General features: G+C 32.6%; 16 protein-coding genes. 10 read left to right on the top strand and 6 right to left on the bottom strand.

Annotation, left to right across the window (positions count from 1 at the left end; translation table 11 throughout):
- The first annotated feature begins 41 nt into the window (after window positions 1-41).
- From ACJJVO_RS10325 to tsaB, 8 genes are all read left to right on the top strand, one after another.
- Window positions 42-284: a hypothetical protein gene (locus ACJJVO_RS10325; protein ID WP_405573683.1), complete on the top strand. Its 243-nt coding sequence runs from the start codon at window positions 42-44 to the stop codon at window positions 282-284.
- A gap of 156 nt (window positions 285-440) precedes the next feature.
- Window positions 441-1,142 (top strand): ABC transporter ATP-binding protein, encoded by a 702-nt coding sequence (locus ACJJVO_RS10320; protein WP_405573681.1) that lies wholly within the window; start codon window positions 441-443, stop codon window positions 1,140-1,142.
- The gene (locus ACJJVO_RS10315) at window positions 1,135-2,379 is read left to right on the top strand and encodes an ABC transporter permease (RefSeq protein WP_405573678.1); all 1,245 of its coding nucleotides are present in this window, start codon (window positions 1,135-1,137) and stop codon (window positions 2,377-2,379) included. Before ACJJVO_RS10320 ends, ACJJVO_RS10315 begins: the two co-directional genes overlap by 8 nt.
- 1 nt (window position 2,380) lies before the next feature.
- Window positions 2,381-3,640: an ABC transporter permease gene (locus ACJJVO_RS10310; protein ID WP_405573675.1), complete on the top strand. Its 1,260-nt coding sequence runs from the start codon at window positions 2,381-2,383 to the stop codon at window positions 3,638-3,640.
- Window positions 3,641-3,665: 25 nt separating this feature from the next.
- Window positions 3,666-4,826, top strand: coding sequence for an efflux RND transporter periplasmic adaptor subunit (locus ACJJVO_RS10305; RefSeq protein WP_405573673.1), 1,161 nt, complete (start codon window positions 3,666-3,668; stop codon window positions 4,824-4,826).
- 50 nt (window positions 4,827-4,876) lie between these two features.
- Complete coding sequence (locus ACJJVO_RS10300) at window positions 4,877-6,208, top strand: TolC family protein (protein ID WP_405573670.1); 1,332 nt, start codon at window positions 4,877-4,879, stop codon at window positions 6,206-6,208.
- A gap of 2 nt (window positions 6,209-6,210) precedes the next feature.
- Window positions 6,211-7,506, top strand: a complete 1,296-nt coding sequence (locus tag ACJJVO_RS10295) for an efflux RND transporter periplasmic adaptor subunit (RefSeq protein ID WP_405573667.1) — start codon at window positions 6,211-6,213, stop codon at window positions 7,504-7,506.
- A 64-nt stretch (window positions 7,507-7,570) separates the two neighbouring features.
- Complete coding sequence (gene tsaB / locus ACJJVO_RS10290; protein ID WP_405573664.1) at window positions 7,571-8,242, top strand: tRNA (adenosine(37)-N6)-threonylcarbamoyltransferase complex dimerization subunit type 1 TsaB; 672 nt, start codon at window positions 7,571-7,573, stop codon at window positions 8,240-8,242.
- On the opposite strand, the gene ACJJVO_RS10285 is transcribed toward tsaB, so the two are convergent.
- The 6 genes from ACJJVO_RS10285 to ACJJVO_RS10260 all read right to left on the bottom strand — a co-directional run bounded on the left by ACJJVO_RS10285 (window position 8,239) and on the right by ACJJVO_RS10260 (window position 13,932).
- Window positions 8,239-9,051, bottom strand: coding sequence for a mechanosensitive ion channel family protein (locus tag ACJJVO_RS10285; protein WP_405573661.1), 813 nt, complete (start codon window positions 9,049-9,051; stop codon window positions 8,239-8,241). The genes tsaB and ACJJVO_RS10285 overlap by 4 nt on opposite strands.
- 79 nt (window positions 9,052-9,130) lie before the next feature.
- Window positions 9,131-9,331, bottom strand: coding sequence for a dodecin family protein (locus ACJJVO_RS10280; protein WP_405573658.1), 201 nt, complete (start codon window positions 9,329-9,331; stop codon window positions 9,131-9,133).
- 120 nt (window positions 9,332-9,451) lie between these two features.
- Window positions 9,452-10,150, bottom strand: a complete 699-nt coding sequence (locus tag ACJJVO_RS10275; RefSeq protein ID WP_405573655.1) for a hypothetical protein — start codon at window positions 10,148-10,150, stop codon at window positions 9,452-9,454.
- 75 nt (window positions 10,151-10,225) lie between these two features.
- Window positions 10,226-10,924: a hypothetical protein gene (locus ACJJVO_RS10270; protein WP_405573652.1), complete on the bottom strand. Its 699-nt coding sequence runs from the start codon at window positions 10,922-10,924 to the stop codon at window positions 10,226-10,228.
- A 136-nt stretch (window positions 10,925-11,060) separates the two neighbouring features.
- The gene (locus tag ACJJVO_RS10265) at window positions 11,061-11,963 is read right to left on the bottom strand and encodes a NifU family protein (RefSeq protein WP_405573650.1); all 903 of its coding nucleotides are present in this window, start codon (window positions 11,961-11,963) and stop codon (window positions 11,061-11,063) included.
- A 106-nt stretch (window positions 11,964-12,069) separates the two neighbouring features.
- Window positions 12,070-13,932, bottom strand: coding sequence for a hypothetical protein (locus ACJJVO_RS10260; protein WP_405573648.1), 1,863 nt, complete (start codon window positions 13,930-13,932; stop codon window positions 12,070-12,072).
- Window positions 13,933-14,153: 221 nt separating this feature from the next.
- Between ACJJVO_RS10260 and ACJJVO_RS10255 the strand changes: the two genes are divergently transcribed.
- Window positions 14,154-17,216 (top strand): choice-of-anchor J domain-containing protein, encoded by a 3,063-nt coding sequence (locus ACJJVO_RS10255; RefSeq protein ID WP_405573646.1) that lies wholly within the window; start codon window positions 14,154-14,156, stop codon window positions 17,214-17,216.
- 128 nt (window positions 17,217-17,344) lie between these two features.
- Entirely contained in the window at window positions 17,345-21,328 is a 3,984-nt protein-coding gene (locus tag ACJJVO_RS10250; RefSeq protein WP_405573643.1) for a choice-of-anchor L domain-containing protein, read from the top strand.
- Window positions 21,329-21,333 lie beyond the last annotated feature (5 nt).

Below are 21,333 nucleotides of genomic sequence, written 5' to 3'. Positions count from 1 at the left end.
TTTGTGGGTTGCTAATTTTTTAAGGTTTAATAGCTTTTAACATGAAAAATAAATTCATTCTTTTAATTTTTTCAGTTTTCTTTTTTCTAACGACTAATGCACAATGTGCTATGTGTAGAGCTGTTTTAGAAAGTGGAGAAGACCAGTCAGCAGCAGAAGGGATTAATGATGGTATCATGTTTTTAATGGCAGTACCTTATATTTTAGTAGCCGCACTTGGTTATATTATTTACAGAAAATATAGTAAACCCGATAAATCTGAAAATTTCGAAGCAAAACTGTAACATTTCTTTTTATTAAGAGTCTTAGTGATAAGTGATTGTTAAATGTATTAACAATTTATTGGCATAGAAACCATTCAGATTTTATTAAAATTGTACTAAGCCAGATTTTTATTTGGTTGCAATCAATCATCAATCAACTAATCAACCAACTAAGCTATGATTCAGATTAAAGATTTACACAAATCTTATCACATGGGAAGCAATTCGCTTCACGTACTAAAAGGAATTAATTTTGATGTAAAAGAAGGTGAGTTGGTGTCTATAATGGGGTCTTCCGGTTCTGGAAAATCTACATTATTAAATATTTTAGGGATGTTAGATGAAGCTGATTCTGGCGAATACATTCTAGATAATGTTCCTATTAAAAATTTAAATGAAAAAATTGCAGCAAAGTATAGAAACGAATTTCTAGGTTTCATTTTTCAATCTTTTAATCTTATCAATTATAAAAGTGCTTTAGACAATGTGTCTATGCCATTATACTACAAAGGCATTAAACGAAAAGAGCGCACAGAAAAGGCCATGCACTATCTCGAAAAAGTAGGGTTAGCAGAATGGTCGCATCATTTACCTAGTGAACTTTCTGGTGGTCAAAAACAACGTGTGGCAATAGCGAGAGCATTAGCTAGTGACCCAAAAGTATTATTGGCAGATGAGCCAACGGGAGCTTTAGATACCAAAACTTCTTATGAGGTAATGGAACTCATTCAAGGTATTAATGATGAAGGCAAAACAATTTTAATAGTTACTCACGAAGATGATATTGCACATATGACTAAACGCATCGTTAATCTTAAGGATGGTTTAATCATTGATGATAGTCCAGTACAACAAGTAAGAGCGTCGTTACATGTTTGATTTAGAACGTTGGCAAGAGATATTTGAAACGTTGAGCAAAAACAAATTGCGAACGTTTTTAACAGGTCTTTCTGTAGCTTCAGGTATTTTTATTTTGGTCATTCTTCTCGGTTTTAGTAAAGGCATAGAAAATGGTGTAAAATCTCAATTTGAAAGTGATGCCACTAACAGAATAGCAATTAGGACAGGCGTTACCACAAAAGGTTATAAAGGTTTAAACCCAGGACGATACATTCAACTTAAAAATTCGAGTTTTGATGCTGTAGAACAGAAGTACGACGATTTTTTTGAATATAGAACAAAAGATTACCCAATTTGGGGAGCAAATATTTCTTACAATAACGAAACAGGAAATTATAGAGTTCGTGGTACTTTACCAGATAACCAATTTATAGAAAATGCAGATATAGGTTCTGGTCGTTTTATTAATCAATCTGATGTTGATGGAAGTAAAAAAGTAGCGGTAATTGGTAATAAACTAAAAACAGATATTTTTAAAGGGGAAGACCCAATCAATAAAAATCTTCAAATTTTCGGAATGAATTTTAAAGTGGTTGGTGTGTTTTATGATCCAGGAGGAGATAGGGAAGAAGGACAAGTTTATATTCCGGTATCTACAGCGCAAAAAGTATTTAATGCAGGTGAGAATATTAGAAATATGGCTTTTACCGTAAAAATGGCTGATAATTTTGATGAAGCCGTAATTCAATCTAATGCCATTGCCGAAGGTATTGAGCAACAGCTGAAGGAAATTCATGTTGTTGCACCAGATGATGTAAGTGCAGTTAGAGTTTTTAATACTTTAAAAGAAGCTGAGAAAATATATTCTCTAATTGCAACGATTAGAGCCGTATTTTGGTTTGTAGGTATAGGAACTATTATTGCAGGTATTGTTGGTGTAGGTAATATTATGCTCATTATTGTTAAAGAGCGAACAAAAGAAATCGGAATTAGAAAAGCCTTAGGAGCATTGCCGATGTCTATAGTAGGCATGATTTTACAAGAGGCTGTTTTTGTAACAATGTTTGCAGGTTTATTTGGATTAATATTTGGATTAGGCTTGTTAGAATTAGCTGGTCCTTACATAGAGAACGATTTTATAAAATACCCACAAGTAGATTTCAATATTGCCTTAACAACAGTATTTTTATTGGTGTTTGCAGGCGCATTAGCAGGTTTTATTCCTGCATACAGAGCAGCAATGATTAAGCCAATAGACGCATTAAGAGACGAATAATATGTTTAGTAGAGACCGTTGGGATGAAATATTAGAAGCGTTAAATGCTAACAAGTTTAGAACTTTGTTAACAGCATTTGGTGTGTTTTGGGGAATTACTATATTGGTTTTATTACTCGCGTTGACCAATGGACTTAAAAACGGTGTAACTGCAGATTTTGGGAATTTTGCAACTAACTCTATGTTTATGTGGACACAAGGCACGTCTAAACCTTATAAGGGTTTGCCAAAAGGACGCTATTTTAATTATAAAATAGAAGATGTTACAGCATTAAAAAGTGAAATTCCGAATTTAAAATATGTGTCACCTAGAAACCAATTAGGTGGCTATAATGGCGCAAATAATGTGGTTAGAGGAACAAAAACAGGAGCTTTTGAAATTTATGGTGACTACCCAGAATATATAAAACAACAGCCTATGGATATTCTTCAGGGTCGTTTTATAAGTTATTCAGATATTAACTCTAAACGAAAAGTTTGTGTGGTTGGTACAGGTGTTGTAAAGGGACTTTATGATAAAAATGAAGATGTTTTAGGAACATACATTAAAGTTAATGGTGTAAATTTTTTAGTAGTTGGGACTTTTAAGATGAGTAATAGTCAAGGTGATCAAGAACAAGATGCAAATACAATTTATATACCATTTACTACATTTAGTCAAGCATTTAATAGAGGAGATAGCGTAGGTTGGATGGCTATTACAGCTGTAGATGATGTATCTATCACATCTTTAAAACAGCAGGTTTTTGACCTAATGAAATTAAAGCATAAAGTACACCCTGAAGATGATCGTGCTATTGGTCATTTTGATTTGTCAGAACAGTTTGAGCGTGTTAGTGGTTTATTTTCAATACTAACATTTGTCGGTTATTTTGTTGGTGCATTGGTGTTAATGTCTGGTATCATTGGTATAAGTAACATTATGCTAATCGTAGTTAAAGAACGTACCAAAGAAATAGGCGTGAGGCGAGCTTTAGGCGCAAGCCCTTGGACTATAAAATCACAAATATTACAAGAAAGCTTAATCTTAACTATTTTATCTGGTATGGTTGGGATTTCGTTTGCAGCATTTGTCATTTGGATAATGAACACCATTTTAGATAGTGTAGGACCAGTTCAGAATTTTGCAAACCCAAGTGTAAGTATGTCAGTTGTATTTACAGCATTAATAATTTTAGTAGTTTCTGGTTTGCTTGCAGGACTTATTCCAGCAAATAGTGCTACAAAAATGAAACCAGTAGATGCTTTAAGAATCGATTAATCAAAAACAATAATATCATCAACTAATGAAAAGAACAAAAACCATCATAATACTAGCACTAATCGTTATTGTATTTAGTGCTGCATTATATTATTTGTGGAAAAAAAATCAGGAAGACCCAGTAACATATACCACTGAAAGCCCAACAGAACAAACCATTGTAGTTAAAACTGTTGCAACAGGAAGCATTGTGCCTAAGGAAGAAATCTTAATTAAGCCAAATATCTCAGGTGTTATAGAAGAAGTTTTTATTGAAGCTGGAGAATATGTAAAACAAGGCGACTTAATTGCTCAGATTAAAGTCATTCCAAATGCTTCGAGTTTAACCAGTGCAAAAAATAACATTGCTTCAAATAGAACAGCGTTGCAAACGGCACAAATTAACTTGCAAACACAACAGTCTAATTATGATAGACAAAAAGCTTTATTTGATAAAGGCGTAATTTCAGCTAATGATTTTGAAGCTGTTAATAATTCGTATTTACAAACAAAGCAAAGTGTAGAGCAGGCAAGAATAAACGTAAATTCTGCGAATCAGAATTATGATATTATTAAAACCGGAACAACTTCTGGCTTAGGGAATATTGCACAAACACAGGTAAGAGCTACGGTTTCTGGTATGGTTTTAGACGTGCCAGTTAAAGCAGGAAACCAAGTTATTGAAGCTAATAATTTTAACGAAGGAACTTCAATTGCATCATTAGCAGATGTAAAACAAATGATTTTTGAGGGTAAAGTAGATGAGAGTGAAGTTGGTAAAATAAAAGAAGGTTTACCTCTTGAAATCACAGTTGGTGCCATTGAAGATAAAAAGTTTGATGCCATTTTAGATTATATAGCGCCAAAAGGTGTTGCAGAAAATGGAGCTATTCAATTTGAAATAAAAGGTTCGCTTCAAAAAATAGATTCAACATTTATTAGGGCAGGCTTAAGTGCTAATGCATCTATCATTTTAGAAAAAGCAGAAAAAGTATTAGCTATAAAAGAGGCACTAGTTCAGTATGACAAGGAAACTCAAAAACCGTATGTAGAAGTAGAGGTTGGTGACCAAAAATTTGAACGAAAAGATGTGGAATTAGGGATTAGTGATGGTATTTTTGTAGAAGTTAAAAGCGGTATTACTAAGGACGATAAAATAAAAATTTGGAATCAAGTACAAGGAGTTCCAAAATACGCACAAGAATAAATTGTATAATTTCTGTAACACTTTAAGTTTTACATAGACAAATAAGCATCATGAAAAAATCAATCATCATAGTTTTACTTCTTTGTGGAGTTATAGCACAAGCGCAAAATAAAAAATGGACACTCAAGGAGTGTGTGGTATATGCTTTAGAAAATAATATTTCTGTTAAACAGAGTGAGTTAGATATTGAAACGGCAGAGATAAATAAAAAAGATGCATTTGGTAATTTCTTACCCTCTCTTAATGCATCAGCAAGTTATACATGGAGTATTGGATTAAATCAAGATCCTGTAACCTTTAATGCTGTTAATTCAACAACTCGCAACTTTAATGGAGGTGTCGGTTCTTCTGTTGATCTATATGGAGGGTTAAAAAATGTAAATCAATTGCGACGTTCTAATCTTCAAATATTATCTAGTCAATATCAATTAGATAATATGAAGGATAATATCTCATTGAATGTGGCAAATGCATTTGTCCAAATTTTATTCAATAAAGAGCAATTAAAAGTGGCTTTGGCTCAACAAGAGGTAACGAAACAAGATATTGAACGTACAACAGAATTAGTAGAGGCTGGCTCATTGCCGAGAGGTGATTTATATGAGATTCAAGCTACTTTAGCTTCACAAGAACAATTAGTAGTTAATGCTGAGAATGCTATTTTATTATCTAAAATTGGCTTAGCTCAATTACTTTTATTAAAAGATTATGAGAATTTTGATATCGTTGATGACGAATTAGAAATACCTCCAACAAATATTTTAAATGAAACACCACAAAGTATTTTTTCAAAAGCAAAAGAGTCACGTTATGAGATTAAAATAGCCGAAAATAATAGTGAAATAGCTGAGTATGATTTAAAAATTGCGAAAGCTGGTTTACAACCATCTTTATCTGCGTCATACGGTTTTAGTTCAAATTATTTCACTTCGGAGTTATTTGACACTCCTAATTTCGAAAATCAAATGTCTGATAATAAAAGTCATAATATTTCATTAAGTTTAAATATTCCTATTTTTAATGGCTTTTCGGCAAGAAATAATATAAGTCGTAGTCGCGTTAATGTTGAACGTACTAAATTTCAATTAGAACAAGCGAGTTTAGATCTTGAGACTACAGTTTATCAATCCTTTAATGATGCTAAAGGTGCTTTAAAAGCTTACGAAGCAGCGAGTAAGACATTAGTTGCTAGGCAAGAAGCCTTTAATTATTCGCAAGAACGATATAACGTTGGATTATTAAATTCATTTGATTTTAATCAATCAAAAAATGGGTTGGAAGCAGCGCAAAGTGAAGTTATAAGAACAAAATACGATTATATATTTAAACTAAAAGTATTAGAGTTCTATTTTGGTATACCAGTTACAGAATTAAAGTTTTAATTATGAGTAAAAAAATAAAAATAATTATCGGAATTGTCATTCTTGTACTAGCAATTTTAGTTGCAGGATCTAAAATGGGATGGTTTGGAGAAAAAGGAGACTTTAAAGAGGTCACAGTTAAAGAAGTGACTTTAAAAGATATTATTGAAACGGTATCCGCAACAGGAAAAATTCAACCAGAAGTAGAGGTTAAAATCTCTTCTGAAGTATCTGGTGAAATTCTTGAATTACCTTTTAAAGAAGGTCAAGAAGTAAAAAAAGGAGATTTACTAGTTAGAGTAAATCCTGATTTAATTCAGTCTGCCGTTAATCGTTCTCAAGCATCGTATCAAAATGTAAGAGCTGGTTTAGAACAAGCAGAAGCGAATTTAAAACAAGCAGAAGCAGACTATGACAGAAATAAATCACTTTTTAATAAAGGTGTAATTTCTAAAGCGGATTGGGATAGATCTATCGCAACTTACGAGACTGCTGTAGCTGGAAAAAGCTCTGCTTATTATAGTGTGCAAAGTGCAGCTGCAACTGTAAATGAAGCTAAAGACAACTTAAACAGAACCACCATTTATGCACCAATGAGTGGTACAATTTCACGTTTAAATGTAGAGTTAGGTGAGCGTGTTGTTGGTACGCAGCAAATGGCAGGAACTGAAATTTTAAGAGTAGCCAACTTAAATAATATGGAAGTTGAAATCGATGTTAATGAAAATGACATTGTAAAAGTGAACATAGGTGATTCTACAATTGTTGAAGTAGATGCTTACTTAAAGAAAGAATTTAAAGGAATAGTTACTGAGATTGCTAATTCTGCGGCAGGTGATTTAGCTGCAGATCAGGTGACAAACTTCAAAGTTAAAGTTAGAATTTTAGAAGAATCATATAAAGATTTAACAGAAGGTAAACCATTGACTTATTCTCCTTTTAGACCAGGAATGACAGCGACTGTAGATGTGATTACAAAAACGAGAAAAAATGCGATTTCTGTTCCAATAAGTGCTATTGTTATTAAGACCGATACAAGTTCTACTAAGAAACTATATGGGGAAAATTTAAAAATTGAAGAAGGAGACTCTGATCTAGTTGAACAAAAGTTTGAATGTGTATTTGTAAATAATGGAGGCACTGCAAAATTAAAAGTGGTAAAAACAGGTATTCAAGATGATACTAATATTGAGATTGTTTCAGGGTTAGGTAAAGATGATGAAATTATTACAGGGCCTTATAATGTAGTTTCTAAAAATTTAAATCCTGGTGATTTAATTAAAGTAAAAAATAAAAAAACTGAGAATACTTTAGAATAAAAAAATCAAGAATAGATAGATCATTGAAGTCTTAATAGCCTTTTTGGCTAAAAACTATAACTAAATGGCATTAGTGCTAAATATAGAAACAGCAACAACAAATTGTTCAGTCTCTCTGTCTAAAGATGGAGAGACTTTAGTTTTAAAAGAAGATAATAGCTTGGGCTATTCGCATGCAGAAACGTTACACCTTTTTATTGATGAGGTTTTTAACATTTCAGAAATTAAACCAAAAGATATTGATGCTGTAGCGGTTAGTAAAGGTCCTGGGTCTTATACAGGTTTACGTATTGGAGTATCGTCTGCAAAAGGTTTGTGTTTTGCGTTGGATAAACCGTTGATTTCTATTTCAACTTTAGAAAGTTTAGCTCATCAAGTAAAATATAACGATGGTTATATTATACCTATGCTTGATGCAAGACGTATGGAAGTGTATTCTGCGATCTATAATTCAAATCTAGAATTGCATAGAGAGATAAGAGCCGAAATTCTCACAGAGGAAAGCTACAGTATACTTTTAGAGCATAGTAAGGTTTATTTTATAGGTAACGGTGTAGAAAAAACAAAGCGCTTAATTCAGCATCCCAATGCCATTTTTATAGATGCGAAATTACCGTCTGCAAATGAGATGTCGCTTTTAGCAGAAATTAAACACAAAAAAAGCGACACCGAAGATGTCGCTTATTTTGAACCTTATTATTTAAAGGATTTTGTAGCTTTAAAAAAGAAGAATTAAGCTTCTTTGTGAATCTCTACAGAGTGAGGGTATGGTATTTCAATACCTGCTGCGTCGAGAGCTATTTTTACTTGTTCGTGAGTTGAGAAATATACATCCCAATAATCTGCAACGGTAGACCATGGTCTAACTGCAAAGTTTACAGAACTATCAGCTAATTCAGAAACATTTACTGATGGTGCAGGATCTTGTAAAACTTTAGGGTTAGAAGTTAATACTTTCATCAAAACTTCTTTTGTTTGCTTAATATCTGCATCATAGCTTACACCAAAAGTAAGATCTACTCTTAATTTACCTTCAGTAGAATAATTTACAATATTACCATTAGATAAAGCACCATTTGGTATAATCACCTCTTTGTTAGTTGGTGTATTTAATTTAGTTGTAAAAATTTCAATTTCTTTAACGACACCTAATTCACCTTGTGCTTCTATTAAGTCGCCAATTTTAATAGGCTTAAAAATCATTAATAATACACCACCTGCAAAGTTTCCAAGTGATCCTTGTAAAGCTAAACCGATAGCTAAACCAGCAGCAGCTATGATTGCAGCAAAAGATGTAGTTTCTACACCAACTGTTCCTAATACTACAATGATTAATACAATTTTTAAAATCCAATTAACAAGATTAATTAAAAACTTCTTAAGGCTTTCATCATAGTCGCCTGCATTCAAGGCTTTCTTTACACCTTTAAGGAGTAATTTTATTACCCAGTTTCCGATAATCCATATCAGAATTGCTCCAATTACTTTTGGTCCGAATTCAACTATAAAATCGAAACCTTTGTCAATCCATTTTTGTGTGTCCATTTTTGGTTTTTTAGTTTTTGTGATTAAAAAAACTCGACTAAATTTTAGACCGAGTTATATATTTTAATAATTAATAAGGTTATTTAACTTCAAAAGTTAATTTTAATGCAACTCTAAATTCAGTGACCTCGTCATTTTTAACAATAGCACTTTGGTCTTGCACGTATACAGAACGGATATTTTTTACAGATTTAGAAGCTTCTTTTACTGCTTTCTTTGTTGCGTCTTCCCAACTTTTATCTGAGTTAGATAATACTTCGATTACTTTTAATACAGCCATAATATTTAGATTTTTAAAGTTTGTTTATATGTTTTAGAAACAAAAAAATCTAATAGGTCACTTTGCTAATTATTTTTTTTGTAAAATGGAAGTAGCAATTCTTGGTTTTTAATTTAAGAATTATAGTGTTTCTAGGTATTGAAATAAGGTTATTAAATCTTCATCTTCTTTAAGGTTTATTTTATTCTTCTTGATAAATACCTCTAAATCTTTTGAGTGCTCAGGAAATAACTTTATAAAATCTTTTCGTTTTTGAGGTAATACTGAAACATGTTTTCCTTGTCTGTAGTAGTAGACATCTTTTGTTCTTCGATATTCGGCAGGTTTTGCTTTATCATAACCATTAGTCGATGGTTTTTCTTCATAGAATCTAATTACTTCCTCCTTTAAAACAGCTAGTGAATCGGTTTCATTTAAAACAACAAAAAAGCCTCGTTTTGGAATCCCATTGCTATCTAGATAACTTTGTGTTTTGTATGTCTTATCACTTAGTACGAAGGTTATTTCAAAATTTTCGGTGTTATTTAAAGCAATAGTATCATTTTCACGCTTAATCTGCATTTCACCTAGATTAGCATCGTATCTACCAGTAAAAGATTTATCTCCAAATCTTTTTAATTTTACAACTTGAAACACATCGTTTATATAAGGTGAACCTTTTATGTTTTTGTTTTTATCACGATTATGGTCTATAGTACTAATCATTTTGTTTAATTGTTCTTGGGTTTCTCTAATGTTTAGATCTTGAAATGCAAAGCTCGTTTTTGATGAACCCAGACTTATTAAAATAATAAAAAGGAAGTATTTGATTTTTAGCATATATATATATATTAATGGTTTTAAAATTCTTTGTATTTAAAAACAGTGAGAATCAATTAGTTTGAAAGTTATGGATTATAAGGTGCCAATATATTTGAATAAACTTATTAAATCGTCCTCTTTTTTAAGGTTTATTTTGTTTTTTTTAATAAATACCTGTAAGTTTTTTGAGTGTTCAGGAAATAATTTTAAAAATTCTTTTCTATTTTGAGGTAATAATGAAACATGCTCACCTAGTCTATAGTAGTAAGTGTCATTTATTCTTTTGTATTCAGCAGGCTTTGCTTTATCATAACCATTAGTTGATGGTTTTTCATCATAAAATTTAATCACTTCTTCTTTTAAAACATCTATTGAATCTGTTTTGTTTAAAATAACAAGAAAGCCTCTTTTTGAAATTCCATCACTATTTATATAACTTAGAGTTTTATAGGTCTTATTACTTGAAATGAAGGTGATTTCAAAGCTTTCATTCGCATTCAGAGCTATGGTGTCATTTTCACGTTTAATCTGCATTTCACCAAGATTAGCATCATATCTCCCTGAAAAAACTCTATCGCCAAACTTTTTAAACTTTACAATTTCGAATGTTTCGTTTATGTATGGTGAACCTTTTGCGTTTTTGTTACTGTCATAATTATTCTTAATACTGTACTGCATTACATCCAAACTAGCTTGTGTGTTTCGCTGGTTATAATCAATTTGAGCATTGCAAATATATGGCACACTACAAACAACGAAGAATGTGACCATAAGGGGTTTTAAAATTTTCATATTAATTGTTTTTAGAAAAATAAATTAAAAAATCAGTTTATTTAAAATGTTAAGTTTATTTTGAAATTCTGCAATATCATCAACATTTTAATATAGTATTTTGGTTAATTATATTAATATTTCAAGTTAGTAAATTTTAACCATTAATTGCGTCAACAGTAATAGAATTATCTTTTAGCATTTCCCTCAACATGCTCTCAATGCCATTTTTTAAAGTAAACGTAGAAGAAGGACAACCACTGCAAGCACCTTGCAATAATACCTCTACTTTTTTAGTTGTATCGTTATAGGATTTAAATTCTATGTTTCCTCCATCACTCTCAACGGCTGGTTTTATATATTCTTCAAGGATATTTATAATATTTTTTGAAATATCATCTAGAGCTTCAAATTTTTGCTCAACAGCTTCTTCAGTTTTGTTCAACTTCTGTGGTGCATCATCGTTAAGAATGGTTTTACCTTCTTCAATATAAGATTTTATAAATTCCCTAAGTTGAAGTGTTATTTCTTCCCATTCAATTATGTCAAACTTACTAATAGAGATGAAGTTTTTTTCCATAAAAACATTTTTTACAAATGGAAATTGAAACAATGCAGTAGCAAGTGGTGACGGTTTTGCATCTTCAATTGAAGTAAACTCAAATATATTTGGTACCAAAACCTTATTGCATACAAACTTTAAAACACTGGGATTAGGTGTGCTTTCAGCATAAACTGTCACTGCAGCCTTTGGTTTTATGGCGTCTTCAGTAACTACAACACCATCATTTGATAAATAGTCTTCAATTTGAGTTGCAACTTCATTTTGTACATCTTTCCATTCTACAATGTTATAACGTTCAATGGCAATAAAGTTTGTTGCGATATATACCTTCTTAACAAAAGGTAAGTAGAATAATTGTTGTGCTAAAGGTGAGTGTTTAGCATCATCAATATTATTGAATTCAAAACTATTGTGGTTTGTTAAAAATCGGTCAGCTTCAAATTTTAATATTGTGTCATTTGAAGTTGGTATTATAGAAATTTTGGTCTGTGCCATCTTTTATTTACAAAAATATGAAATAACATATTGATGTGATTAGACTTTTAACTAAGTTTTAATTAGATGTAACGTTTAAAATAATAATAACTTCTAATCTAATTGATTATTCTTTTGCTAATTGATCTAGAAATAATTTAAATGACATATCCGAAGGGATTTCTAGCTTCTTTTTTAGTCTGCTTCTAGCCACTTTTACTGTATCTGGTGTCACATTTAAGATGCTAGCGGTTTCTTTTATTGATAAGTTTAATTTTGTTAATAGACAATATCTTATTTGAGTATCAGATAAGTTGGGATATCTTTCTATTAATTTTGTTGTCATAGTGGGATACTCTGATTCTATTCGTTTTGTAATAATAGACATATCTGAAGCTGATCTAATGAGTTCATTTATTTTGGATTTTGCTTCTTCAAGTTTTGGGATTTTAGGTTGTTTAATGTAATCTAGTTCTTCTTTTATTGTGTTTAATGTTTCTAATCGTTGAGATACAGCAATTGCAGATGCTTCTAGTTGATTCTCCCTAAGTGTTATTTTTTCTTCTAATAACTTTTTTTCATTAGTTTTTAAAATCTCAATAACTTTTTCATTTTTCCTATATTTTCTATAAATAAGGATACTACCTAGTAATAAAATAATACTTGCTAGAGCAGTGCTAATACTAAAAAGATACAGTCTCTGTTTTTTGTTCTTTTCTTCTAATAACTCAACATTAAATTGCATTTGTTGGGTTTTTTGTTTCTCTTTCAGAAGATTAACATTAGACTCAATGTAATTGGTGACTGCCCTTTTTTCGTTAGATCGTATACTATCAACTAAACTGTTTTTTTTTTCGTAGATATCTATAGCATTTGTATATTCTTTGTTTTCAGTATAATACAATGCGAGTCTGTCATATACATCTTTCTTGGTTTCCAAACCAGATGAATATGTTAAGGCTTCTTTCCTAAATTCAATAGCTTTTTTTATATTCCCTATGGCATGATAGAACGTGCTTAAATAAACGGTATTATTAAAAATAAGTTGATGGTTATTATTTTCTAAGCAATATTTTCTCACAACTAAGGCAGAGTCAATGGCTTGTTGAGGGTTGCCCAATCTAAAATAATCATTTGTTAGTCTGTTTTTAGTCCACCAAATTTGTGGAATGTCATTATTTTTTATGGCTAAGTCTAATAATTCTCTATGTAAGGGATAGCTTTTTTTAGGCATGTTTTTATGTGCATAATTAGCCGAAATGTTTGTTAGTAATCTCATTTTTGTAAAAGAGCCTATTCCAATGGTGTCTTTTAGAAGAGGCGTGAGTACTTTTAGCGCTTTATCGTATTGGAATTTTTGATAGTAAGTTTCTGCGATTGAAATGTTATATGCGATAGATAATTTTATATCTCCTTCTGGGATTAATGGATAAACCTTAAAATAACTTTCTAAGCCTTGTTCTGGTAAACCGAAAGCATGAGACAATAATTGTCCTTTGTTAAGGTAATATTGAGGAAGTTGTATAGATTTAATTAATAATGAGTCACTCTTTATATTGAATGTAGCCACTTTAGATTCAAATAAATCAGCATAATATAAAACGCTATCTAAATTAGAATTTTTATTTACACCATGATACCACATTAAAGATTTGTATGCAGAAACAATACCTTTAGAGTATTGCATTTTTAATGATTCTCTTAAATTTTTATGATGAGCTATATATGCATCTTTAGAATGTTTGCCGTAGTAAAGTTTATTTAAGCTGTCTACTTCACGTAAGTCAATTAATACTTCATTGTTTTGCGCGTAAAAAAAATTGTAAAATAGTAGCGCTATGAAGGCGGTAATTAAGTTTCTTATTTTAGTTAAAGACATATATGATTCTCTATTTCTATAAGTTATTATTTTATTTGTTTGAGCTTTTTTTTGTGCTTTTTCTGTAGTGTTATTGGATGTATTTTGATAATAATTGAATAATCTACACAAATTACTGACAAGTTTGAGCTTTTTTTGTTAAAACACTAAGTGCTGATTATTAGCGTTTTAATTATTTTTTTAAGGTATGATTACCTTTTGATAACCCTTAAAAAGTTGAAATATAAAACATAATGTTCAACTTTAGCTTCATAAGTTTTAAATATTAGGCTCTTTTTAAAGAGCTTAATTTTTTCAATAATTAAAAACACTAACTATTTAATCCAAACTTTATGAAAAAAATTACTTTACTATTTATGGTAATGATTGCTTTTTGTTGGCGATCTAATGCCCAATTTACAGAGAGCTTTGAAACCGAAATACCTGCAACATGGACTGTTTTAGATCTTGCTAGTACAACATCGTGGGTGTGGGAAGGTGCACCAGAAAATGGAGCACAAGATGGTTCTTCCGTTGCAAAGATTCAATCTGGCTATCCTGACGCTAACGATGATTACTTAGTTACACCTCAAATTTCAGTGACTTCTGGTTTAAATGATAGATTGATATTTTATGTGAAATCTAGAAGTGGTTCGTTTTTAGAGCCTTATGAGGTATTAGTGTCTACAGCCACAGCTACTGTTGCGGATTTTAATGTAGCGCTGCAGGCACAAACCGAAGCTCCTGATGAATGGACCAAAGTGACTTTAGATCTATCTACTTATAATGGGCAATCAATTTACGTTGCTATTCGATCAACGTCAGATGATAATTGGGAGTTGTATGTAGATAATTTTGTGAATGACACATTTCCTGCATGTATGGAGCCTACGGATTTAACAGTGATAAATACATCTAATGTCACGGCCGATTTAGCCTGGACAGAGAATGGTACAGCTACTTCTTGGAATTTGGAGGTTGTTGATATTACTGCAGGTGGATCTGTAACGGGTGCTTCAACTGTTAGTGGCGTTACTAACCCTTATACTTTATCTGGTTTAACGGCTAATAACGATTATGAATTTTATGTGCAAGCTGATTGTGGCGCAGAAGGGCCATCTATTTGGGTAGGTCCAATGGCATTTAAGACGACTTGTGAAGCTTTTACAGCTCCTTACACGCAAAATTTTGAGAATGCTGGTGATATTCCAGATTGTTGGACAATGTCTAGTGATTCAGGAGAAGAAGATTGGTTTTTTAGAGACTCTGGTCCAAGTCATGTAGGAGATGGTGGTGACATAACAGGGGCTACACTATCAAATGGCTATTATGCTGTTTGTGATGCGTCGAGTAACCATGGTCCTAGATATTTATTGAGTCCTTTAGTGGATGTAAGTACATTAACGACACCAGAATTACGTTTTTATGAACTGAGTAATGCTGAGGATTCAGATAATGCACAATTAGATGTAGAAGTTTGGGATGGTGTTGTGTGGAATCTTATGGCAACATATAATACAAATACAGTGGATTGGGAATTGAAATCTATAGATATAAGTGGTTTAACATTTACTGGTCCAGCACAGGCACGTTTTACCTTTTCTGAACCTAATGGAGGTGGTGATGATGATATTGCTATTGACGATGTGATTTTTGATAACCCTATTGCTTGTATTTTCCCTGCGGATTTAGTTGCTTCAAATGAATCAACAACGACAGTCGATTTAGCATGGACAGAAACAGGAACTGCTACAGCTTGGAATATTGAAATTGTAGATGTTACAGCAGGTGAAACTGCAACAGGTGTCTCTACGATTACCGGAGTTGCTAATCCTTATACAGTAACAGGTTTATTACCTAATACAGTTTATGAATTTTATGTACAATCAAATTGTGGTGCAGCTGATGGAAATTCGTCTTGGATAGGACCAGTATCTGTATTAACAGAATGTGAAGCTCTGACAGCGCCATATACAGAAGGCTTTGATAATGGTGGTGCAATACCAGATTGTTGGAGAATGTATAGTGATTCCGGAGAAGAAGAATGGTTTTTTGAAGCTTCAGGTTTAAGTCACGTTGGAGATGACGGTTTGATAACAGGAAGTACAGCAACAGGCGGTTTCTATGCAGCAGCAGATGCTTCTAGTGATCATGGACCTAGATATTTACTTAGTCCCTTTGTAGATGTAAGTACATTAACAACACCAGCATTAAGTTTTTATGAAATAAGTAATTCCGAAGATTCAGAAAATGCACAATTAGATGTGGAAGTTTGGGATGGTGCTGCTTGGAATCTTATGGCAACTTACAATACAAATACAGTAGGTTGGGAATTAAAAACTTTAGATATTAGTGGTCTAACTTTTACAGGACCTGCCCAAGCTCGCTTTACATTTTCTGAAGTGATTGAGCCAGGTGATTTCGATGATGATATTGCAATTGATGATGTTACTTTTGATGAGGCGCCTGCTTGTATGGCTCCTACAATGTTATCAGTAACTAATATTACGACTACAACAACTGATTTAGTATGGACAGCTAATGGTACTGGTACAATTTGGAATGTTGAAGTTGTAGATGTAACTGGAGGTGAAACAGCAACAGGAGTAGCAACAGTAACTGGAGTTACAAGTCCATATACGCTTACTGGTTTAATTGATGATAACCATTATGAGTTCTATGTGCAAGCTGATTGTGGTGCAGATGGTGTTTCTTTATGGGTAGGTCCATATCCATTTGTAACTGCTATTATTCCTCCAGCTTGTGGAGGTATATTTGTTGATGGTGGTGGTAGCGACGATAATTATTCAGATTCTGAATTTTCGTCTACAACTATTCTTCCAGATTCAGCCGGAGAAGCAGTAACTATTACGTTTACATACGTAGATATAGAGGTAGATACTTTTGGTTCTGGTGAACAAGATGGCTGTTACGATTACTTAACTATTTACAATGGGCCAGATAACACGTACCCTGTTTTAGCACAAACATTGTGTGGGCAAGATAGTGGTAATGGTGATAATACTATTGTTGCAAGTAGTGAGCTTCATATAGGTGATTTTTATACATCTACAGATCCATCAGGAGCTTTAACTATTGAGTTTAGGTCAGATCCTTATACTAGCTATACAGGTTGGGAAGCATCAGTGACTTGTGCTGTTTTAGGTGTTGATGACTTGGTTAACGAATCTGCATTTACTTATTATCCTAATCCAGTTAAAAACACGTTGTCATTGAATGCTCAAAAAAGTATTGAAACCATAACGGTGTATAATATGTTAGGTCAAGAAATGTATAGAACAGCTCCTAATAGTATCTCTAGTGAGTTAGATATGTCTAACTTAAGTACTGGAACTTATTTTGTTAAAGTAACTATTGAAAGTGTTATAAATACAATACGAGTAATTAAGCAATAAATTTGCTTTAAAATACAAAAGCCACTTAATTTTACTTTGTGGCTTTTGTTGTTTTTTAATGTAGGGTTTAACAGGGTATCTGTTTAAAAATCGCCTATTTTTTTTCACCGAATTAAATTAAAATTGAAATGAATAAGAATATCTTCAAACTGACCTTTTTAGCTTTCTGTTTGCTTGGGAGTTCAATAGCTTTATCTCAAACAATATCTCCACCTGTTGGAGTGTCTTGTCCATCTAACAACTCTACGTTTGTATTTACAGAAGAATTTGATGATTCTGATGGATGGATAGGAGATATAACAACAAATAATATTGGCGGTAATTGGGAAGTGCCAGGTAATTCAGATAGTAGCTCAACGGGTCCAAGTTCAGCATTTAGTGGTGGTAATTATATGAATTATGAGGCTTCAGGTAATGTTGGTCAGCAATCAGCATCAATTATTAGTCCTGTTATTGATCTTACTACAGCCACAGATGCTGCAGAATTATCTTTTTATATGCATGCTTATGGTGATAATATGGGTAAATTAGAAGTTGGAGTTTCAAATTCAATTTCCGGGCCATTTACAAATGTATTTACATGGAGTGGTCAATTACAGACGTCTAGTTCTGAGGCTTGGATGCCAGTAGGTGTAAATTTAGATGTTTATCTTGGGCAATCTATATATTTAGAGTTTAAGAATACTCGAACAACTAATAGTAGTAGAGCAGATATGTCTGTTGATTTGGTTCGTGTAGAAACCTGTGGAACATTTTGTATTTCGCCAACGCTTTCTCTTGATTATGTGAATTCTAATAATTCAAACGCTTTTGCCGGTTTTTCTTGGGAAGCTAATGATAGTGAAACGTCTTGGGAGTATGTTGTGATACCTTCAGGCTCTAGCATTCCTGCGTCTGGTACGTTTTCTTCAGTTACTAGTATTGTAGAGAATGACTTGTTGTTTGGCACGGATTACGATGTATATGTAAGAGCAAATTGTACAAATGGTAATAGTATTTGGGCAGGTCCATTAACTTTTACAACACCAATACAAACAAACTTTATAATTGATTGTAGTGCAGGTCCATTAGTAGAATCTATGTGTTACGGTGATAATGGAGTGGTTAATCCTGAAGTGTTTACTTTTACAAGTACAGACGGTACTCCTTTAACCTTAACTTTCCAGTCTGGTTATATTCAAGAGGGCTGGGATCCATTAGTTGTTATTGATACAAACGGATCTTCTATTGTTGCTTACACTGATTATTTCTTTGGTAATCAGGGTGACCTTGCAGGTGTTTCTTATACGTCTAGTGGTGATAGAATATCTTTTTATATCGCTTCAGATGATTTTTTACCATCGAGTTGTGCAAATGGTGACTTACCTATGTCAGGTGGTATTAACTATACAGTTTCTTGTGCTACATGTACAAATTCTGAGTCAACGTTCGCGTTTGTGGACGATTGTGATAATGGTGAGCAATACTTATTAGATGTAAATGTTACATCGTTGGGTAGTGCAGCTTCATTAACCTTGTCAAATAATATTGATTTAAATACAACTACTATTACGTCAATTGGGACGTATCAAATAGGTCCATTTCCATTTAATATAGATGTTATTTATACGTTAAGTAATGATCAAGATTTTAATTGCGTGTTTAATAGTTTGCCTATTCAGTTAGTGGCTTGTATTCCTGAAAATAATGACTGTTTAAATGCTACAGTTGCAGTTGTAAATACAGATGAGAGTTGTGCTCAATTAACCTCTGGTACGCTTTTGTCAGCGACTCCATCAGGCGTTGCTTCGTCCTCTTGTTCAGGTGATTCTGATGATGATGTATGGTTTCAGTTCATAGCTTTAGATGATAGCCAAATAATAACATTCGAAAATATAGTTGCCAATGGCAATGCGTCTGGTATTAATCATGCTGTTTATGAGGGTAGTTGTGGAAATCTTAATGAACTATATTGTATGGATAGTGCTACTAGTATTGCACCACAATTAGTAGTTGGTAATACGTATTTTATAAGGGTGTTCTCAGAGGGTTCTGAAAATGAAGATGTTACTTTTGATTTGTGTATTAAGCCTGGTTTTAATAGTATTGAAGTCAGTGATGATTCTCATACTATCGAAGAATTGATACAAGATGTATTATTTGGAAGTGACTGTGCCAATGTTTCAAATATTACATTTTCAACAGGCAGTAGCTTTGATAGTGGTCAGCCAAATGGTATTGGTTATTTTACAATGGACGGAGATGAATTTCCTTTTGATGAAGGAGTTTTAATGAGTACAGGACATGCTATAGCAGCAGCTGGTCCAAATAATAATTTAATGAGTGCAGGCGGAGGTGCATGGCCTGGTGATTATAATTTAGATAATATTCTAGGTGTAGATTCAAGAAATGCGACTATAATAGAATTTGATTTTGTGCCTTATTCACCCAATATAAGTTTTGATTTCTTAATGGCTTCAGAGGAATATACTGGAGCTATTGGAGGTACTGATGAATGTAATTTTTCTGATGCCTTTGCTTTTTTCTTAACAGATTCAAACGATAATACAACTAATCTAGCAGTTATTCCAAATACAAATACTCCTATTTTAACTACTAATGTTCATCCTCAAAATACACAGTGTGCAGCTATTAATGAAGCGTATTTTGGTGAATATATCACTGAAAATCTGCCACCAATGAATTTTAATGGTAGAACGGCTGTGTTTACAGCGCAATCACCAGTGAATATTGGGGAGATTTACCATATAAAGCTCATAGTCGCAGATGATAGAGATTCACAGTATGACACTGGTGTTTTTCTTAAAGCAGGAAGTTTCGATATTGGAGAATTGAGTCTAGGAGAAGATATTACTATAGATGCAGGTACAGCAAGTTGTTTAAATGAACCTATAATTCTAAACACCTTTGCACCTGATTTTCCACATGTTTGGTTTAAAGATGGGTTTGTTATTCCGGGTGAAACGTCATCTACATTAACTGTGACTGAGCCAGATTTTTATGAGGCTCAAGTAATTTTCTCGGGTAATTGTATGATTTTTGATAGTATACTGGTTGAATTTTTATCTGTTCCAACAGCCAATCCAGCAGTTGATTTGTCTGAATGTTCTACTACAAATCAAGCTGCATTTAATCTCAATGAGAATGATGATAATATTCTAGGTGATCAAAATGCTTCTGATTATACAATAACATATCACAGTTCTGAACAAGATGCTTTTGATGATTTAAATCCGTTACCAACAACTTATAGTAATGTTTCAAGTCCTCAAATTATTTATGCTAGAATAGAGGATAATGATTCAGGTTGTTATGCTACAACTTCATTTTTATTAGTTATTTCACAGCCATCTCAAACTGCTGAAAGTGTTGATTTAATAGGTTGTGATTTCGATAACGATGGTGTTGCAAGTTTTGATCTAGAGAGCCATGATTTTACTGTTCTTAATGGTCAAGATGCGTCACAATTTAATGTGTCTTATTATACTTCTGAGGCGGATGCAATAGCTGATTCAGATGCTTTACCAAATTTTTATGATAGTTCAGGGGAGACTTTATTTGTAAGGGTTGAGTCTGTTGATTATGCAAATTGTTATGTAATCAATAATTTTAATTTGATAATTGGTAATGAGCCTTCTACTAGTTTTTCTTTAGATACTATTTACGAAGTATGTCCTAATGCTTCAAGCCCAATAATAATCGAAGCGATTCCAGAAAATTATGCTGTATCTGAAGTGTTTATATCTTGGTATCGTGATGGAGGTGTTATAGAAGGTGAAAATAGTTTGAATTTATCTGTTTTAGAGGCTGGTTTGTATGAGGTTGAGGTTGAGTTTAATGATACAGGATGTATTGGTGTTAGTCAACAAGTAGTTTCTGAGTCTGCCAATGAAACTTGGAACATAGAAGGTATTGGAAGTAATGCAAAAATTTATATATTTGACCGTTATGGAAAGCTGTTGAAACAATTGAGTCCTGATGGAAACGGTTGGGACGGTACCTACAATGGTAATGCCATGCCAACTGATGGCTATTGGTTTACAGTAGAGTATGACGAACCTTTAACAGGAGTCCGTAAAGAATTTAAAGCCCATTTCACCTTGAAACGATAAAGAAT

This window comes from Winogradskyella sp. Asnod2-B02-A (genome assembly GCF_045063645.1).
Taxonomy (GTDB): Bacteria; Bacteroidota; Bacteroidia; order Flavobacteriales; family Flavobacteriaceae; genus Winogradskyella.
This window is presented reverse-complemented; position numbering and strand designations above follow the sequence as displayed.

Bases quoted from the DNA above. Each gene is read 5' to 3' on its own strand.
- ACJJVO_RS10270 (WP_405573652.1), bottom strand. From the start codon at position 10,924: ATGAAAATTTTAAAACCCCTTATGGTCACATTCTTCGTTGTTTGTAGT.
- ACJJVO_RS10300 (WP_405573670.1), top strand. From the start codon at position 4,877: ATGAAAAAATCAATCATCATAGTTTTACTTCTTTGTGGAGTTATAGCA.
- ACJJVO_RS10250 (WP_405573643.1), top strand. From the start codon at position 17,345: ATGAATAAGAATATCTTCAAACTGACCTTTTTAGCTTTCTGTTTGCTT.
- ACJJVO_RS10255 (WP_405573646.1), top strand. From the start codon at position 14,154: ATGAAAAAAATTACTTTACTATTTATGGTAATGATTGCTTTTTGTTGG.
- ACJJVO_RS10295 (WP_405573667.1), top strand. From the start codon at position 6,211: ATGAGTAAAAAAATAAAAATAATTATCGGAATTGTCATTCTTGTACTA.
- ACJJVO_RS10310 (WP_405573675.1), top strand. From the start codon at position 2,381: ATGTTTAGTAGAGACCGTTGGGATGAAATATTAGAAGCGTTAAATGCT.
- ACJJVO_RS10325 (WP_405573683.1), top strand. From the start codon at position 42: ATGAAAAATAAATTCATTCTTTTAATTTTTTCAGTTTTCTTTTTTCTA.
- ACJJVO_RS10280 (WP_405573658.1), bottom strand. From the start codon at position 9,331: ATGGCTGTATTAAAAGTAATCGAAGTATTATCTAACTCAGATAAAAGT.
- tsaB (WP_405573664.1), top strand. From the start codon at position 7,571: ATGGCATTAGTGCTAAATATAGAAACAGCAACAACAAATTGTTCAGTC.
- ACJJVO_RS10315 (WP_405573678.1), top strand. From the start codon at position 1,135: ATGTTTGATTTAGAACGTTGGCAAGAGATATTTGAAACGTTGAGCAAA.
- ACJJVO_RS10265 (WP_405573650.1), bottom strand. From the start codon at position 11,963: ATGGCACAGACCAAAATTTCTATAATACCAACTTCAAATGACACAATA.
- ACJJVO_RS10285 (WP_405573661.1), bottom strand. From the start codon at position 9,051: ATGGACACACAAAAATGGATTGACAAAGGTTTCGATTTTATAGTTGAA.
- ACJJVO_RS10275 (WP_405573655.1), bottom strand. From the start codon at position 10,150: ATGCTAAAAATCAAATACTTCCTTTTTATTATTTTAATAAGTCTGGGT.
- ACJJVO_RS10305 (WP_405573673.1), top strand. From the start codon at position 3,666: ATGAAAAGAACAAAAACCATCATAATACTAGCACTAATCGTTATTGTA.
- ACJJVO_RS10320 (WP_405573681.1), top strand. From the start codon at position 441: ATGATTCAGATTAAAGATTTACACAAATCTTATCACATGGGAAGCAAT.